Origin of the sequence: Salinibacter sp. (assembly GCF_036626415.1) — a bacterium.
Taxonomy (GTDB): domain Bacteria; phylum Bacteroidota; class Rhodothermia; order Rhodothermales; family Salinibacteraceae; genus Salinibacter.
Window position 1 is genome coordinate 1 of the sequence record NZ_JAZKRW010000058.1, and the last position, 18,242, is coordinate 18,242.

The following is an 18,242-nucleotide window of genomic DNA, read 5'->3' on the forward strand; positions in this document are numbered from 1 at the left end:
GGGCACCGCCCCTTGGTTGCAATTTGCAGCCAAGGGGTTTTCTTTTGGAGGGGAGTTTTCTGAGGCCACGATGTTCTTGGGAACTGACTGTGGTTCTCGGTCCCCGGCCCCGCGTCTCTTCCCCCCACCCCCACCCCCCTGGCGGATGACGACTCCCGACCGCACGCCCGTCAAAGTGGGCCTCTTGACTGCCGCGTCCCTCGTGGTGGCCAACATGGTCGGCACCGGCATCTTCACCAGCGTAGGGTTTCAGGTCGAATACCTGGACTCCCCCTTCGCCCTGCTCATGCTCTGGGCGGTGGGCGGCGTGATCTCCCTCTGCGGGGCGCTTACGTACGGGGAGTTGGGGGCCGCCCTGCCCCGCTCCGGGGGCGAGTACCACCTCATCTCGGAGTTGTACCATCCCGCGCTCGGCTTTATTGCCGGGTGGATCTCGGCGACTCTCGGCTTTGCGGGGCCCACGGCGCTCGCCGCCATCGCGTTCGGGGACTACACCACCGCCGTCTTTCCGGGCTGGTCGTCCACCCATCTGGCGGCGGGCATCGTGCTCCTCTGCTCGGCCATCCACGCCACCAGCATCACGTGGGGGAGCTGGTTCCAGAACACGTTCACGGCCCTGAAGGTGCTGCTCATCCTCGTGTTCGTGGGCGCGGCCCTCCAGGCCGACCCGACCACCCACAGCATCACGGTCGTCCCGGACGAAGACGCCCTGGGGGAACTCGTCAGTCCCGGCTTCGCTGTCTCACTCGTGTTCGTGTCGTACGCGTACGCCGGGTGGAACGCCGCCATCTACATCGTCGGGGAGATCCGCACCCCGCAGCGCAACCTCCCCCTCTCGCTCGTGCTGGGCACCGCACTGGTGACCATCCTTTACGTGCTGCTCAACCTCGTCTTCCTCTACACGGTGCCGGCGCAGCAGATGGCCGGGGAGGTAGAGGTGGGCTTTCTCTCCGGGTCCGTGATCTTCGGGACAGACGGCGGGGAGGTGATGTCGCTCTTCATCGCCCTGCTCCTCGTCTCCACCGTGAGCGCCCTCGTCTACCTGGGCCCGCGTGTGACCCAGGCGATGGGCGAAGACTTCCACGCGCTCCGCTGGCTCGCGGTGACCAACGACCGCGGCATTCCGGTCAACTCCGTCCTGTTCCAGATGGGCCTGGCCCTCCTCTTCATCTACACGTCCACCTTCGACCAGGTGCTCGTGTACGCCGGGTTCACGCTCATCCTGTCCACGATGGTGACCGTGGCGGGCGTATTCGTCTTGCGCTGGCGCCGTCCCGAGATCGACCGCCCGTATAAAACCTGGGGCTACCCGGGGACACCGCTCCTCTTCCTGGCGGCCAACGCCTGGATCCTCGTGTACGTGGTTCTCGACCGGCCGACCGAGTCGCTCATTGGCCTCAGCATCGTGGCCATCGGGGCGGCCCTCTACGGGGCCAGCCGCTGGGGTGCTCCGGACGAGGCCCCGATCTCCGAGCCCCGTCCGTAGCCGTCCGTCATACGTCCCGAACGGAGGCCGCTACAGCTGGATGTTGAGGCGGGCAAAGTAGAAGGCCCCGTTGAAGCCTTGCTGCACCGGTGCGTAGTCGAAGACGCCGACGAAGGAGTTCGGGAAGATCTGCTCGTCGGGGAGGTTGTCAAACAGGTTGTTGGCGCCGACGCTCAGCCTCGCTTCCTCCGTGAGCTGGTAGGAGACCGTTGCGTCCAGGACCCACTGCGGGTCGTGCACCTGCTCACTTCCGAACGGGAACTCGTTGCGCGTCACCTCTCCAAATCGAACCGTCCGGAGGAAAAGCGAGGCGGGACCGATCTGGTAGTCGGCCGACAGGTTCAGCTTCGTGCGCGGACTGCTCTTCTCCAGCAGCGCCCGCTCCTTGGGGCTGAAGTAGGTGTTGCGCAGCTCCTCGGTCGTGCCCTGGAAGTTGTCACGGAGCGTCTGGGGAATGTTGAGTTCGTCGTCGGCCTCCGTCCGGTTGTAATTACCAGCGGCGGAGAGCTCCAGGTCCCCGGTAGGCGTGGCCAGCCGGTAGGTGGCCACCACGTCAAGCCCGAGGGTTTCCGTGTCGACGGCGTTGGAGAAGAACTTGGCGCCCGAGGCCCCGACCTCTTGCAAGAGGCCCTGGATGTTGCCGCCCGAGAACTCGCCGGTGAGCACGATGCGGTCCTCGATGCGGATGCGATAGCCATCCACCGTGAGGTCGAAGTTGTCGGTGGGGCTGGCCGTGAAGCCCACGCTGGCGCTGCGGGACTGCTCTTCGTCGAGCTGCGGGACGCCGAGGACGCGTGCCACCTCACTGTCGTTGCTGAACGTGCCGATCTCGGCGAGCCGGCCCTGATCGTCGAAGTCGGTCTTTACGTCGTTGAAGTAGAGCTGGTGGAGCGACGGGGCTCGAAAGCCGTTGCTCACCGACCCGCGCAGGTTGAGCTGCTCGTCGGCTAGGCTCCAACGGGCCGCCAGCTTGCCAGTGAGAGTGTTGCCGAAGTCGCTGTAGTCCTCGAAGCGCCCGGCGGCCGTCACGAGAAAATCCTCTGTCAGGTTGACCTCGGTGTCCAGGTACGCAGCCACGTTGCTGCGGGTGCGGTCGACTTCATTCTCGGGCCGAAAGCCCACGAAGCCCTGCGCGCCGCCCTGCTTGCCCAGCGTGTCGCGCGTCACCAGCTCCGGCTCCGGACCGCTGTTGTCGATCACCTGCGCCCGCCCATAGTCGCGGTAGGAGGCCTCCTCGCCAGCAAAGATCTGGTAATGATCGACGCGGTAGGCGCCGCCGAAGGCCACGTTGATGCCCGCCAGTGCCTCGTCGAAGAAGCGCGACACGTCGAGCTGCGCCGTATTCTGACTGAAGGCGTGCTTTCCGGCATAGATGCTGGTCGGGCTCGCCCCCAGGAGCGAGGCGTTGACCGTGTTGTCGACCTGGTAGTCGAGGCTGTTGCGGCCGTAGGTGTTGCTCAGGTCCCAGGTCCAGCCCCCGACCGTCCCCTTCACGCCCAGTGTGAGGGCCTGGTCGACCACATCGGAGTTGAGCTCCGGCTGAAAGCCATTCGGGAAGAAGCTGGGGGACGGATCGTCGGCGCGGAATGGCATGGAGGCAAGGTCCGACGGCAGGCGGCGGAAGGGCGCCCCGATCCCGTTCTTGTACGACAGGCCGCCGAAGGCGTAGAACGTGGCGTCATCATTGAGCCCGACCTCCGAGTTCAGGAAGACGGCGCCCTGCTCGATCTCCGACTGGCCGACGCGGAAGTTGAAGTCCTCACGCTCCAGCCCGCGGTCCTCGAGAATCTGGTTGTCGATCTGACGGGCCCCCGACGGGTTCTGGGGACTGTCGTCCGAGGGGTAGGAAAAGAAGTTGCCTTGGTCCGACTGGTCGAAGATGATGAGGCTGTTGCCGTCAGCCCGGTTCGTGCGGCCGCGGTCCCGGAGCGTGCCGGTCACGTTTACGAAGCCGTCCTCACCGAGGCCGAATCCGTAGTTGGCCTCCACTTCGACGAGCTCGCCGTCGCCCTCCTGGTGGACGCCGGTCGTGATGCTCGTCGTGAGCTGGTCGGTGTTTTCCTTCAGCTGGAGGTTGATGACGCCCGCGATGGCGTCGGAGCCGTACTGGGCCGCGGCCCCGTTGCGGAGCACCTCAATCTGCTCGATGGCGGCGGTGGGAATGGCGTTCAGGTCGGTCCCCGCGGCGCCGTTGCCCGCCGTCTGCAGGGTGTTGATGAGCGAGCTCTTGTGGCGCCGCTTGCCGTTGACCAGCACCAGCAGCTGGTCGGGCGGAAGGCCGCGCAGCGAGGCCGGATCGACGAATTCAGTCGCGTCGGCCGCCGACTGTCGATTGGCCTGGAACGAGGGGGCCGCGTAGGTGAGCAGCCGGTTCAGGTCCGTCTGGGGCGACTGGGCCGTCAGCTCGTCCACCGGCAGGGCATCCACCGGCACGGCCGACTGAAGGGCCGAGCGGCTCTGGCTCCGACTGCCGACGACCACCACGTCGTCAAGCGCCGAGCCGGGCTGGAGTCGAAAGCGCACCTGCACCGTCTCGTCGACGTCAACCTCCACGTCTTTCCGCCGGGACGTATAGCCGACGAAGCTGGCCCGGAGCGGGATCGTGCCGACCCGAACGCGAATGTTGAACCGTCCGTCCGTGTCGGTCGTGGTGCCGCGCTCGGTGCCGAGCACCTGCACGTTGGCGCCGCTGAGCGGATCCCCCGTCTCGGCGTCCACGATCCGGCCTTCGATGGTGCCTCTCGTCTGGGCCTGCCCGACGTCCGGCGACAGCGCCCACACGCCACACACGAGCGCCATGCCTAACACAACGAACCAGGGGGCGCGGGAACGGCGGGGCGACAGGAATGAGAGCATGGCAACGCTCGAAATATCGGTCGGGGTACAATGAACGCTTCCCAAGTAAGGGGATGCCCCAGAGAGATACTATGGAAATCCTGTAGAGAGCCCCGGCCGTAACGGGGCCTGCACACTTTCGCGAACGCTTTTGAACGGGCCTTTACTTCCGTTCGTTAAAGAAAGCACTCCTCTTTTCGCTCCGATCCTGCGCCATGCTCGCCACCCTCCTCGGCCTTCTTCTGCTTGCGCCCCCACCCGACACCTCGTGGAAGCATGCAGGCCTGCGCACCCGCATGGTGGAGCGGCAGATCGCCGCCCGCGGCATCACGAGTCCCGCGGTGCTGCGGGCGATGCGCTCCGTGCCGCGCCACCGGTTCGTGCCCGGCGTCGCCCCGGAGCTCGCCTACGCGGACCGTCCCCTCCCCATCGGCCACGATCAGACCATCTCGCAACCCTACATCGTGGCCCGCATGACGGCCCTCGTAGATCCCGACGCGTCCGACCGCGTGCTCGAAATTGGCACCGGCTCGGGCTACCAGGCCGCCGTGCTCTCCACGATTGTCGACTCGGTCTACACCCTCGAGATCATCCCCGAGCTGGCCGCCACGGCCACGAAGCGGCTCCGCCGACTCGGCTACGACAACGTCGTCGTCCGCAACGCCGATGGCTTCGAGGGCTGGCCGAGCCGCGCGCCGTTCGACGCGATCGTCGTCACGGCCGCGCCCGAAGAGATTCCGCCGCCCCTCCTCGATCAGCTCGCGGACGGGGGCCGAATGATCGTGCCGGTGGGCCCGACCGGCGGAACGCAGGAACTCACCCTCGTCACCAAGGACGACGGCGACATCGCCCGGCGAACGCTCGCGCCCGTCCGGTTCGTCCCGTTTCTGCATCCAGAAGACTGAGCCGCACTGATCCCCCGCGCTCTCCTCTCCGGTCCCCGGGATCGGACCCTCTCTGCTCTCGTCTGGCGGCCTCGCGCTTTTCGTTGGCCCCTGCGTCACCTACATTGCGGGTGCACTCTCCCGCCCCGCTCGTCCCGTCGCCCTCCATGCGTCACCTGGTTCCCGCCGCACTACTCCTCGCCGCACTCGGACTCTCCGTCGCCCCTGCCGCCACCCAGGCCCAGGACCAGCCGCTCACCCACGACGACTACGACCGGTGGCAGGAGATCGAGGCCCAGGCCCTGTCGGACGACGGCGCGTGGGTGCGGTACCGCACGAGCCCCCCGAAAGGAGACGACACCCTTCAGGTGAAGCGCGTAGATCCCCGGCAGACCTACACGGTGCCCCGCGGCGAGGCGGCGCAGTTCACGACGGACACGCAGTTCGTCGTGTATCAGATTGCCCCGCCGTACGACTCGACCCGGCAGGCCCGGCTCGACGACGTTCCGCCGCCGAAGCGCCCAAAACCCGCCCTCGGCCTGCTCTCCCTGGCGACGGGCGACACGACCCGCGTCGACCGCGTCCAGTCCTACAAGCTGCCCGACGGGGGGCGCGACTGGATCGCCTACCACCACGCCCCGCCCCGCCCCGATAGCAGCGAGTCGGAAGGGGAAGACGACGACGCCGACGGGGCGCCGCTCACGCTCCACCACCTGGACAGCGGCGAGACGTGGCGGTACGACCACGTGACCGACTACGCCGTCGCCGAGGAGGGCCCGCTGCTTACCTACACGGCCGCCGACACGGCCGAACGCAGCCTCCACGCCGTCCGGCTCGACGGCGAGACCCCACAGGAGACGATGCTCCACGCCAGCGAGCAGACCTACCCGCAGACGGCACTGGACGACGCGGGCACGCAGGTCGCCTTCCTACACGGCCCCGACAGCACCGACGTCCCGCACCACGACAACACGCTCTACCACTGGACCGTGGGCGACGCCGAGCCGCGGGCGGCCGTGCACTCCGGCGCGGCGGCGCTTCCCAACGACTGGCTCGTCAGCGAGCAGGCCGATCTGTCGTTCTCGGCGGACGGGGCGCGCGTGTTCTTCGGGACGGCCCCCACCCCGCCTGCCCCCGTCGAACAAGACAGCCTCCTGGAGGAAGAGCAGGTGGAGGTGGACGTCTGGCACTGGCAGGACCCGTACCTGCAGCCGATGCAGAAAGAGCGGGCCGACGACCGGACGGAGCAGACGTACCGGGCCGTTCATTTCGCAGACGCGGACCGGACACTCCAGCTCGCCACGGAGGCCGTGCCGGCCGTCACTGTTGCGGATGAGGGCACCGGCAACGTGGCCCTCGGCGTGACCAACCGGCCGTACCGCCAAGAACTCTCGTGGGACTGGCCCCCGGCGTACGATGCCTACCTCATTGACCTCCAGAGCGGGGAGCGCACCCGCGTGCTCCGGGACGTGCAGGCCGTTCCGCAGCTTTCGCCGCGGGGCGATTACCTGGCGTGGTGGGACCGCGAGGCGCGCGCCTGGCAGGGGCTCGACACCGACACGCGGGAACGACGGACGCTCTCCGCGTCAATTCCCCACGCCGTCCACGACCACCGGCACGACGTGCCCTACCCGGCGGGCCCGTACGGCCTCGCGGGGTGGACCGAGGGCGACGCCCAGGTGCTTCTCTACGACCGGCACGACGTGTGGGCCGTCGACCCCGACCGCCCCGACGACGCGCAGGCCGTGACCGACGAGGTGGGCCGCGCCAACAGCCTGCGCCTCCGCCACGTCTCCCTCGCCGACGACCGCACCCCGGCGGCCTGGGGCGACTGGCCCAACCCCGTTAACCCGCCGACGGTGGTGCCGGACACCCTCCTCCTCTCTGCCTTCCACACGGAAACGAAAGCCGACGGCTTCTACCGCACCCGGATCGGCGGTGGCGACCCCACGGAGCTCCGCATGATGGACCGGTCGTTCTCTACGCCGGAAACGGCCGACGACGCCGATCGGCTGCTCTACACCCGGGAGAGCGTCCGGGAATTTCCCGACCTACGGGTGGCAGATCGCTCATTCAAGGATCCGCAGAAGCTCAGCACCGTCAACCCGCAGCAGCAGGAGTACCGCTGGGCCACGGTCGAGCGCGTGGCGTGGACCTCGGCGAACGGCGAGCAGCTGGAGGGCCTGTTGTACACACCAGAGGATTTCGATCCGGCGAAGGAGTACCCGATGATGACGTACTTCTACGAACAGTACAGCGACGACCTGCACGCGCACTACGCCCCGGCGGCCCACCGCTCGATCATCAACTTCACGTTCTACGCCAGCCGCGGGTACCTCGTGTTCGTTCCGGACATCCACTACGAAGAGGGCTACCCCGGCGAGAGCGCGATGCAGTCGGTGATGCCGGGCGTCACGCGGCTCGCGGACCGCAGCTACGTGGACGAGGACCGCATCGGCGTGCAGGGCCACAGCTGGGGCGGCTACCAGATCGCGCACATGGTGACGAAGACGGACCTCTTCGCGGCGGCGGAGGCGGGCGCGCCGGTGTCCAACATGATCAGCGCGTACGGCGGCATTCGGTGGGGCACCGGCATGAGCCGCATGTTTCAGTACGAGGACACGCAGAGCCGCATCGGCGGCAGCCTGTGGGACACGCCGATGCGATACATCAACAACTCACCCATTTTCCAGGCCGACCGCATCGACACGCCCCTCCTGATGATGCACAACGACCAGGACTCGGCCGTGCCCTGGGAGCAGGGCATCGAGCTGTTCGTCGCGCTCCGGCGCCTCAACAAGCCGGCGTGGCTCCTCAATTACACGGGGGAGGTGCACTGGCCCACCGACCTCGCCGAGATCCGGGACTGGACGATCCGCATGCAGCAGTTCTTCGACCACTACCTGAAGGGCGCCCCCGCGCCGGCGTGGCTCGAGGAGGGCGTTCCGGCCGTTGAGCAGGGACGCACGCTCGGCCTGGAGCCCCCGACGGGCGCGTCGGAGGAGTAGGCGCGTCGTCGTCCCCCAGCCGCTCCGCACACACGCCGTGTTCTCACTCGCTACCGTCTTTACGCCCACGCCCCCGTGCCCTCTCGCCCCGCCGACTGGCCCGACCTCAACCCCGACCAGCGGGCCGCCGTCACCGCCTCGATGGCGCCCCAGCTCGTGGTGGCGGGGCCGGGGACCGGCAAGACGCGCGTCCTCGTGTGCCGGGCCGCCCACCTCATCGAGCACGAGGCCGTGACGCCGTCCCGCCTCGTCCTCGTCACCTTCACGCGACGGGCCGCCCGGCAGCTTACGGCCCGCCTGACTGAGCTCGTGGGCCCGGAAGCGCAGCACGTCCGCGCCGGCACCATTCACCACTTCTGCTACGAAACCCTCCGCGCACACCCCGAGCCCGCGGACGTGCCCGACGACTTCATCGTGGTCGACGACACGGTCACCGACGCCTTCTGGCAAGGCTGGTACGAGGCGCACGAGGACTGGTGCAAGGCACACGACCTCCACAGCTACCGCCAGGTCAAGACACACGTCAGCCGCATCAAGCTCGGGATCGACACCGTGTCCGGGCAGCTGACGGACGGCCTGCGCGAGTACGAGCGGATGCTGACGGACCGGGGGGCCCTCGACTTCGACGACCTGCTCGTCAAGACGCGCGACCTGCTGCGCACCCACCCGGACGTGCGGGCCGACCTGGTCGAGGAGACCGAGGCGGTGCTCGTCGACGAATTTCAGGACACCGACCCGGTGCAGTTCGACATCATCCGGCGCCTCGGCGAGGCGGGCGCCCATCTCTACTGCGTGGCGGACGACGACCAGTCCGTCTACCGCTTCCGGGGCGCGCGCCCCGCGAACCTCCGCCGCTACATCGAGCGCTTCGACTGCTCCGAGGAGCGCGGCACGCGCCACGTCCTCACCACGAACTACCGCTCCAACCGCTCCATCTTTGCGGTGGCGGAGGCCGTGCTCGACGGCGAGGGCCGCTTGAAGCAGCGCGGCGCCATCCGGACGTCGGACCCGGGCACGGAGCCGGTGCGCCTCGTCGCCTGTGACGACCCGGAGGCCGAACGCACCTACGTGCTCCGCCAGCTGCGCGACTGGATCGACGACGGGGCCGCCCGGAGCGACCTGGCCGTCTTGACCCGCTGGAACCGCCGCCTGGCGGCCCTGGAGCGGGCCTGCCTCCGGGCCGGCCTGGCCTGCGAGACGAGCCAGAGCGAGAACCTGCTGGACACCCCCCCGGCCCAAAAGCTGCACGCCCTGCTCCGCGTCGTCGACGCCCACCGCCGCGACCGGCCGCTCGACGCCCCCATGACGGAGCTGCTGGCGCAGATGCTGCCGGACGACGTGATGGCACGGCTGCGCGACTTCGGCGAGCGGAGCATGCCGGACGCCGGCCTCTGGGTCCTCTTCCAGACCGTCGTGTCCAACGAGCGGGCCCGCCGGAGCGCCGGACTTGAACCGTCCGTGGACCGCCTCGAGCAGACCTACGCCACGATCACCAACCTCCTGCAGAAGACACGGGACGAGGACCTCGCCATCGGCCCCTTCGCCCGCGAGGCGCTCCGTCAGCTCGGCGACCCCCTCCAGCTGCTCCGTCGCGATGCCGATGCCCTCACCGACCCCGCCACGCTGCCGTCCGTTCGTGCGGCCGGGGGCGTTTTGGGGCGGTGGCGCGAGGCGTCGGAGGCCTCCGATCCGCCCCGGCTCCTGCTCCACCACCGCACGCCGCAGATCACCCGCCTTTGGCGCCAGCTCACGCGGCGGGCGCTCGACCTCGAAACCGACCCGCCCGCCCCACTGCCCGAGATGCAGGAGGCCCTTTTCGCCCGCCCGGCCGACGAGGGCATCCCGCCGCTCGGGGCCGACGACGTGGTCCTCACGACCGACCTGGAGGCGCTCCTCCGCTGGGCCGAGCGGACGGGGGCCTTTTCGGGCTCGACCGACACGCCCCAGATTCTTCTGCTCACCCCCGGCGACTCCCTGCCGTCCGACCAGAAGACCCTGCTCGGGGTGGATCCGGACGACGTGCACGTGGTGGACCCCGGCGCGGCCTTCCACAGCCCGTCCGTCCGGCTGCTCGAGCTGCTGCAGGTCACGACCGGCCCGTCGGCGCCCGAGCCGCTCTTCCCCGAGTACGTGATGGTCGACCTCGAGGCCACGAGCACCGACCCGCGCCACTGCCGCGTCGCCGAGATCGGAGGCCTGAAGGTGCGCGACGGAGAGGTCGTCGACCGATTTTCCGAACTCGTGCGCCTGCCCAGCGACCTGACGGCCGACGAGCGCGAGACGCTGCGCACGGTGTGTGGGCTGGATCCGGACACCGACTTCGACGAGGCCCGGCCCATGGCCGCCGTCTGGGCCGACTTCTGTGACTTCGTGGGCCCGGCCCCGCTCGTCGCCCACAACGGCCAGCGGTACGACTTCCGCGTCCTGCGCCGCCTCGCCGAGGCGCACGACGCCGAGGCGCGCTGGGCCACCACCTACGACCTGCTGCCCGCCGCGCACGAGCTGTTCCCCAATCTCCGCCGCTACGACGCCGCCCACCTTCGCGAGACGCTCCTCGACGACGCGGCGGACACCGCCCATCGCGCCCTGGCCGACTGCGAGGATCAGCAGCGCCTCCTCGAACGGATGCAGGAGGAGCGCGCCCGCCAGCGTCGTGTGCTGGCCCACGAGCCGCTGCTCCCCCTCCTCGTCGCGGCCCTCACGTACGAGTCGCCCGCCCCCGAGGCGCTGTCGGACGACGCCCAGATTTTTCTTCAGGTGGGCCACACGTGGGCCCTGCGCGACGCCTCCCCCGCCGGGGACGACCTGCGCTCGCTCCTGCCCCGGGCCCTGCCGGACCGCCTGCGCCAGCACGCGCTCTACGCGCTGATCGACGAGGACGCCCTCCTGACCGTCTCCGCGGGCCTGCAGCCCGGCCTCGCCCGCCGCCTGGAGGCCCTCTTCGCCCCCTATGCCGACCGCCCGCTCCGAAGCGAGGCGCTGGCCGACCTGCTCACGCACCTCGCCCTCTGGGGCGAAGACACTGCGCCGCGGGGCGAGGACGTGATCACCCTCTCCACCTACCACAGCGCCAAGGGGCTCGAATTCGAACGGGTGGTGTGCATGGACGCGCACGACAACGCCTTTCCGCCCTACTTCGCCCGCGACCCGGAGGAGCGCCGGGAAAGCCGCCGCCTGCTGTACGTGGGCATGACGCGGGCGGAGCGGCACCTCGTGCTCACGTACCCGGAGCGCGAGCGCGGCTACGACCGACGCCCCACCGCCTTCCTCGACGCGGCCCCCCAGGAGCTCGTGCAGACTGTCGACGCCGCGTAGGCCGTGCCGAGCGCACGGCTCCTTCGCGCACCGCACTCGTTACGATTCTCTCCGTCGAGAAACGAACGGGCACGTTTGGGTTTTGGAGATAGGGTCACTCTTGCTCACAGGCTTCCGCTGCCGCGTGCCCCCGTCCGACTCCACTACCACGCGTCCGAAACCGGACGCCACCCTGCCCGGCCACGACCTCGAGCACCTGCGGAACGCCGACCCGTCCCGCGCTGAGCGCGCGTTTACCGTCCTGGCCGGCATCTTCATCGGGGCGCTCGTCATCACGAACGCCATCGCGAGCAAGTTCTTCGTCCTGTTCGGGCAGGAGCTCTCGTGCGGCATCATCGCGTACCCGGTCACCTTTCTGGCGACGGACCTCATCTCGGAGATCTACGGGCGGAAGCGGGCCAACACGGTCGTGGGCGCCGGCTTCGTGGTGAGCGTCTTCATCACGCTCGTGGTGTGGATCGCCAACGCGGCCCCCACCTACGAGCAGTCGCCCGTGACTGCGGAGGCGTTCAACTCGGTGTTCGGTCTCCTGCCCGGCATCGTGCTCGGGTCGATGATCGCCTACCTCGCCTCCCAGTTCATCGACGTGCAGATCTTTGAGTTCTGGCGCCGCCTCACGGACGGGAAGTACATGTGGCTCCGCAACAACGGCTCCACCTTCTTCAGCCAGCTCGTCGACACGATCATGGTGGTCACCATCGCGCTCGTCATCTGGCCGGAGGTCGACGGCAACCCGGGCACCGATCCCCTCACCTTCGAGACGTGGCAGGGCATCGTCTTCGGGCAGTACGTCTTCAAGATCGGCATCGCGGCGCTCGACACGCCGCTCTTCTACGTCGCCACCCACTACCTCACGAACTGGATCCAGGACGACCCACGAATCATGGAGACGGACGGCGTGCCGGGATGAGACATATCACCCCTCGGCAGTCTAGAACGAACCCACAACCCGTCCAACCTTCAACCGTCTGGCGCGCCAACGCCCTACGCCGCCATCTCCGGTTCGTCCGCCGCCGGCACGTCCACGAACGTAAGCCAGTCGTGGGGATCATGTCCCTGCTTCACGACCTCAAAGAAGGCATCCTGCAGCTCTTTCGTAATGGGCCCGCGCGAGCCGGAGCCGATGGTGTAGTCGTCGACCGTGCGGATGGGCGTCACCTCCGCGGCCGTGCCCGTAAAGAAGAGCTCGTCGGCCGTGTAGAGCGCCTCGCGGGGAATTTTCTTCTCCTCCACCTCGTAGCCCCGCTCCTCCGCCAGGGCGATGATGGAGGCCCGCGTGATGCCGGGCAGGATGGACAGTCCCGTCGGCGCGGTGTACAGCGTGCCGTTCTTCACCACGAAGAGATTTTCCCCGCTCCCCTCGGCCACGTAGCCGTCGGTGCTCAGCATGATGCCCTCCATCTTGCCGTTCTTGATGGCATTCATCTTCACAAGGGAGGCGTTCAGGTAGTTGCCGCCCGCCTTCGCCATCGCCGGGAAGGTGTTGGGGGCCATGCGGTTCCAGCTGGCCACCTCCACATCGACGCCCTGTTCGAGGGCCTCTTCGCCCAGGTACTCGCCCCACTCCCACACGGCAATGAACGTCTCCACCGGATTGTCGAGCGGGTTCACCCCCATCGGGCCTTCCCCTCGGAGCGTGACGGGCCGGATGTAGCATTCGCGCAGGCCGCTACGCTCGATCGTGTCGACCACCGCCTGGGTGAGCTCGTCCAGTGAGTAGGGAATCTCCATCCGGTACACCTTCGCGGAGTCGACCAGGCGCTGCATGTGCTCTTCGAGCCGAAAGACCGCCGACCCCTGGTCCGTCTCGTAGCACCGAATGCCCTCAAAGACCGAGGACCCGTAGTGGATGACGTGGGAGAGGACGTGAATTTCGGCGTCCTGGTGATCGATAAAGTCTCCGTTGTACCAGATGTCGGGCTCCATGGCGACGGGGGGCGAAAGGTCGGGGGATAACGTGGCGAATTGGGAGAAAAACGACGCCCTAGGGGAAAGGTTCAGCCCTTTGCCTCAGGCATGGGGGCATCGGCCCGGGCTCGGCCCACCCGTTCTCGGAGCCGCGGGGCGCGCCGGCGTGTGGTCGCGGCCATGCGGCCGATGGTCCAGAGGATCTTGGCGGAGGCCTTGACGGTGCCCGAGAGCGTGCCCGTGATTTTGGAGGGCCCGATGCCGCGCCGGTACGAGACCGGAACTTCCTCGACGCGGAGCCCGGCCTCCAGAGCCCGGATCTGCATCTCGATGGTCCAGCCGAAGGTCTCGTCCTGCATGTCGAGGGCCCGCAGGTCAGAGAACCGGATGGCCCGGAAGGGCCCGAGGTCGGTGTAGTTTGCGCCCCAGAGGCGCGACATGAGCGAGCAGGCGAACCGGTTGCCCATCTGCGCCTGCGGCAGCAGCGCCCCCGGCTCGGCGTCCCCCCGAATGCGGGAGCCCACCACGAAGTCCGCCGTGTCGGCGGCGATCGGCTCCACGAGGCGCGGCATCTCGTCCGGGTGGTCGCTGTAGTCGCCGTCCAGGAAGACGACGATGTCCGGCCGCCTCGTCTTTGCGTACTCGATGCCGCGCAGGCACGCGGCCCCGTAGCCCTGCTGGGGCTCGTCGACCACAGTGGCCCCGGCGGCGCGGGCATTGGCCTTCGTCGCGTCGGTGGAGGCGTTGTTGACGACGACCACCTCGTCGACCCAGCCGTCGGGAATGTCGCCGATGACGGGCCCGATGGCCCGGGCTTCGTTGAAGGCGGGGATAATGGCGAGCGTCGTCACGGAGGGGTGGGAATGCAGGCAGGAGTGGCGAGAGGAAGCATGATTCAGAGTCGGGCCGCCCCCGTGTCGTTACGCCGCTACCTCCGCCGTGGCGACCTCCTCGATGGCCTCCTCATCCAGGCGCATGGTCGTCCAGTCGTCGAGCGGCTCGGCGCCGAGCTCATCGTAGAAGTCGATCGCCTCCTGATTCCAGTCCAGCACCGCCCAGTCGATGCGACGGCAGCCCCGCCGCTCGGCGATCTGTGCGAGGCGCCGAAAGAGCGCGAAGCCGATGCCCTCCTCGCGGTACGTCGACCGCACGAAGAGGTCCTCCACGTACAGCCCCGCGTTGGTCTGGAAGGTGGAGTAGTTGTGGAAGAAGAGCGCAAAGCCGACCGCCGTGTCGCGCTCCGTCTCGGCGAGGAGCGCCTCGCACCCCGTCAGCGCCTCCTCGGACAGGTGCTCCTCCAGCAGCTCCACGCTCGGCTCCGCCTCGTCGAGCAGGTTCTCGTAGGTGGCGAGCTCCAAGATGAGGTCGACGAGCGTCTTTGCGTCGTCGGGCGTGGCCTTGCGGATCGACACAAGCGGCGCGTCCTCCATGTGCGAATCGTCGTTTTGAGATGAGCTTCGATTCCCTACGACCTTTCAACCTTTTGGCGTCTAGGCGTCGACGTCTTACCGATACCGGCTGAGCGGATCGTCATCATCGTCATCGTCGAAGTCGCCCTCATCGAAGTCGTCGTCCGGCATGCCACCATCGCCAATGGAGGAGAGCATCGAGCCCATGATGTCGTCGTAGGTCTGCCCGCCGTCGCCGATCTCCTTGCCGACGAGCGAGTGCTGGTGCAGGGCCTCGACGACGAACTCCATCCCCGACCGCGTCTCGCCCTCAGTATCTGGGGACAGGTGCTCCTCCACCAGGGCCTGGAGGCCGTCGATCTGGCCGAGCGTGTCGGCGTACGCCCGGTCGCTCATGTCCTGGTCGATCTCGACGGTATTCCCCTGCGAGAACCAGTTGAGCACCTCCTCGTACTCCGGCCGGCCCTCCTCCTTGTCGCTCGGGTTGGGAAAGTACTGATTGAAGAGCTCCCGGATGGCCTGTCCGATGAGGGAGAGCGCCACGCTCTCAGCCCCCTCTTGCTCGCCCTCGTAGACGAGCTCCACCTTGCCGGTGATGGCCGGCGCCACGTGCATCAGGTCGCTGATGCGGACAGTCGTTTCGTCCTCCCCGTTCAGGAGGGCCCGCCGCTCCGCCGCGGAGATTAGCGCCTCCAGCGCCGCCCGCGTCACGCGGACGGAGACCCCCGAGGTCTGGTCGATGTACTCGCTGTCTCGAGCCTCGAACGCGATCTGCTCCACAATCTCGCGGAAGAAGTGCGGGATGTGCACGTCCACCGCCGCCGCCCCGTCGGCGCGGTCCTGCCACGCCTCCTGCTCGGTGATGGTTCTGCCTGTCTCGATCGTCTTCGGGTAATGGGTCGTAATCTGGCTGTCGATGCGGTCCTTGAGCGGCGTCACCAGGTTGCCGCGGCTCGTGTAGTCCTCCGGGTTGGCGGAGAAGACCATCATCACGTCGAGCGGGAAGCGCACGTTGAACCCGCGGATCTGGATGTCCTGCTCCTCCATGATGTTGAAGAGCCCCACCTGGATGCGCGGCTGCAGGTCCGGGAGCTCGTTGATCGCGAAGATGCCCCGGTTGGTGCGCGGGACGATGCCGAAGTGGATCACCTCCTCGTCGGCGTAGGTGAGCCGCTCGTTGGCGGCCTTGATGGGGTCGATGTCGCCGATGAGATCGGCGATCGTGGTGTCCGGCGTCGCCAACTTCTCGCCGTAGCGCGCCTCCCGCGGCAGCCACTCGATCGGCGTGTCGTCGCCCTTCTCCTCCACGAGCTCGCGCCCCTGCTTGGTGATCGGGTTGAAGGGATCCTCATTGAGGGGCGTGTCCTCGATCACGGGAATGTAGTCGTCGAGGAGCCGCGGCAGCATGCGAATGAGGCGGCTCTTGGCCTGTCCGCGCAGCCCCAGCAGGATGAGGTCGTGCTTCGCGAGGATGGCGTTCTGGATCCGCGGAATGACGGTCTCGTCGTAGCCCAGGATGCCGGGAAAGACCTCTTCGCCGGCACGAAGCTTCTGCATCAGGTTGGCCCGCATCTCGTCTTTGACGGAGCGGACCTGGTAGTCGGCCTCTTTGAGTTCGCCAAGCGTCGTACGATCGGTGAGGGCCATGGAAGAGCGACGGTTCGTGGGGAGGAACAGCGACCAAATTAGGACGAGAATGGCACCGCAACCGCCCCTTCGCTGTTCCTCTCACGCACCGGGTGAGCCACGAATTCCTGCCCGATCCTGTAACGAGTGGGCGGCGGTCTACGGCCTGGACGAGAGCGCCCGATCGAGCCGATCGGCGAGGGCCGGATAGTCGACCTTCGCGTTGTGCCGCCGGTCGAGGGGGATGTCGGGCAGCACGACAATCTCGTCCAGCGTGACATCGGCAAGCTGGTCACGCAGGCCCTCACGATCGACGCCTGTGTCGGGAGACTGCGGTTCCACGGCGAGCACGCGTCGGCCCTTCCACGGCGCCAGGGCCGCGTGCCGCACGTCGTCGTGCAGACGCGCCCCGCACTCCACCGCGAACGGATGAAGCGTCCCGCGGTCGTCGCGTACCGTCGCGTCGCAGCGGCCCAGCAGCCATAGGCGTCCCTCCGCGTCGAGCCGCCCCGCATCGCCGGTGCGGTGCCACCGCGTGCCGTCCACCTCGAACTTGTTCTCAGCGTCGCCCCGCCCGTCGAGGTATCCCGGGACCACATGCGGCCCCGCCACCACGACCTCGCCGGGCGTGTTCGGCGGGCACGTTGCCGCCTTGAACTCGTCTCGCGAGAACGGGCCAATCGGGGTTCCGTATCGGTCTGGTAGAATTCGGAGCTCCACCTCGTCGACCGGAACTCCTGCCAGGAGCCCCCCGCCCGCCACCATCCGCCGGCGATCGTCGGGTCGGATGTCGCTCTCGGCCACGTGTGCGATCGGCTCCGCTTCCGTCGACCCGTACACGGCAACAATCTCGGCCGAAGGGGCCGCGGCGCGCATCCGGTCGAGCAGGTCCGGGAAGACCGGTGCGCCCCCCGTGTAGAGGCGCTCGAAGCGGTCCAGCGGGCCTGCCTCCGCGTCCATCAGCCGCTCGAAGAAGGCGGGTGAGGCGGTCGTCCGGGTCGGCTCCTCCGTCTGAATCTGATCGATGACCGGCGCGGGGTCGATCTGGGCCGGGGCGCGCAGGTCGGCGTCGGTGAGAACGGTGCTGACCCCCGCGGCCAGGTTGGCGAGGACGAACACCGGAAGGGTGGCGAGGTCAATCTGACCGGGCTGGAGGTTGAGGTTGTCGCGCAGCGCCTCGTACTGGGCCCGGAGGAGTCCGTGCGTCCGCACCGCCCCCTTTGGCGCGCCGGTGCTGCCGCTCGTGAAGGTGAGAAGGGCCGGCGTGTCGGCGTCGCAGTCGGCCGCCTCGGCCTGCGTGCCGCGCGGCGCCGGGGCCGTTGGCCACCGGGTGGCGAAGGGGAGCGGCCAGTGCCCGGTGACGAACGCCTCGGGAATCCCCCAGACGGGACGGGACAGCAGGCGAAGCAGATGGGCACGGGGCGGGCCCACGAGCGCCGTCGGCTCGGCCCGCTCGCAGCACTCGGCGATGTGGGCCCGATCGGCCGCGGGGTCCGGCACCATCGCCACGGCGCCGACCCGGAGGAGGGCCGTCACGATGACGTAGAGCGTCGTCGACATCGGCTGGAGGACGAGCACCACGTCGCCGTCTCCCACGCCCGCCGTCCGCAACAGCGCGGCCCCGCGGGCGGCCCGTCGCTCCAAATCGGCAAACGTGCAGGCATGGCGGCCTCCGTCGTACTCAATCAGCGCCGGCACGTCCGGACGCTCGCGGGCCTGCGCTTGCAGAAGCTCGACCAGATTCATTTCGGGTTGAGGGTTTTGGGTTGAG

General features: G+C 68.3%; 11 protein-coding genes. 5 read left to right on the top strand and 6 right to left on the bottom strand.

The genetic code is table 11. The features are described 5' to 3' along the window. Positions 1-145: 145 nt before the first annotated feature. Positions 146-1,486, top strand: a complete 1,341-nt coding sequence (locus V5A20_RS08055; protein ID WP_332327075.1) for an APC family permease — start codon at positions 146-148, stop codon at positions 1,484-1,486. 30 nt (positions 1,487-1,516) lie between these two features. On the opposite strand, the gene V5A20_RS08060 is transcribed toward V5A20_RS08055, so the two are convergent. Continuing rightward, a complete protein-coding gene (locus V5A20_RS08060; RefSeq protein WP_332327076.1) occupies positions 1,517-4,342 on the bottom strand; it encodes a TonB-dependent receptor in 2,826 nt (941 codons plus the stop codon). Between the two features lie 194 nt (positions 4,343-4,536). On the opposite strand from V5A20_RS08060, the gene V5A20_RS08065 reads away from it, so the two are divergent. From V5A20_RS08065 to V5A20_RS08080, 4 genes are all read left to right on the top strand, one after another. Next, positions 4,537-5,226 carry a protein-L-isoaspartate(D-aspartate) O-methyltransferase gene (locus V5A20_RS08065; protein ID WP_332327077.1) on the top strand — a complete coding sequence of 230 codons (690 nt, stop codon included), beginning with the start codon at positions 4,537-4,539 and terminating at the stop codon, positions 5,224-5,226. 146 nt (positions 5,227-5,372) lie between these two features. After that, on the top strand, positions 5,373-8,213 hold the full coding sequence (locus V5A20_RS08070) for a S9 family peptidase (RefSeq protein ID WP_332327079.1): 2,841 nt from the start codon (positions 5,373-5,375) through the stop codon (positions 8,211-8,213). A 75-nt stretch (positions 8,214-8,288) separates the two neighbouring features. Next, the gene (locus tag V5A20_RS08075) at positions 8,289-11,528 is read left to right on the top strand and encodes a UvrD-helicase domain-containing protein (RefSeq protein ID WP_332316315.1); all 3,240 of its coding nucleotides are present in this window, start codon (positions 8,289-8,291) and stop codon (positions 11,526-11,528) included. A gap of 124 nt (positions 11,529-11,652) precedes the next feature. Next, entirely contained in the window at positions 11,653-12,438 is a 786-nt protein-coding gene (locus V5A20_RS08080) for a queuosine precursor transporter (protein ID WP_332327080.1), read from the top strand. Positions 12,439-12,512: 74 nt separating this feature from the next. On the opposite strand, the gene V5A20_RS08085 is transcribed toward V5A20_RS08080, so the two are convergent. The 5 genes from V5A20_RS08085 to V5A20_RS08105 all read right to left on the bottom strand — a co-directional run. Beyond that, positions 12,513-13,454, bottom strand: coding sequence for a branched-chain amino acid transaminase (locus V5A20_RS08085; RefSeq protein ID WP_332316317.1), 942 nt, complete (start codon positions 13,452-13,454; stop codon positions 12,513-12,515). 71 nt (positions 13,455-13,525) lie between these two features. After that, positions 13,526-14,287 (bottom strand): glycosyltransferase family 2 protein, encoded by a 762-nt coding sequence (locus V5A20_RS08090; protein ID WP_332316318.1) that lies wholly within the window; start codon positions 14,285-14,287, stop codon positions 13,526-13,528. Between the two features lie 69 nt (positions 14,288-14,356). Continuing rightward, positions 14,357-14,866, bottom strand: a complete 510-nt coding sequence (locus V5A20_RS08095) for a GNAT family N-acetyltransferase (RefSeq protein WP_332316319.1) — start codon at positions 14,864-14,866, stop codon at positions 14,357-14,359. Between the two features lie 75 nt (positions 14,867-14,941). Then, positions 14,942-16,492, bottom strand: coding sequence for a magnesium chelatase (locus V5A20_RS08100; protein ID WP_332316320.1), 1,551 nt, complete (start codon positions 16,490-16,492; stop codon positions 14,942-14,944). A gap of 138 nt (positions 16,493-16,630) precedes the next feature. After that, positions 16,631-18,242 (bottom strand): AMP-binding protein (locus tag V5A20_RS08105; RefSeq protein ID WP_332327081.1); only part of this gene is annotated, 1,612 nt, incomplete at its 5' end.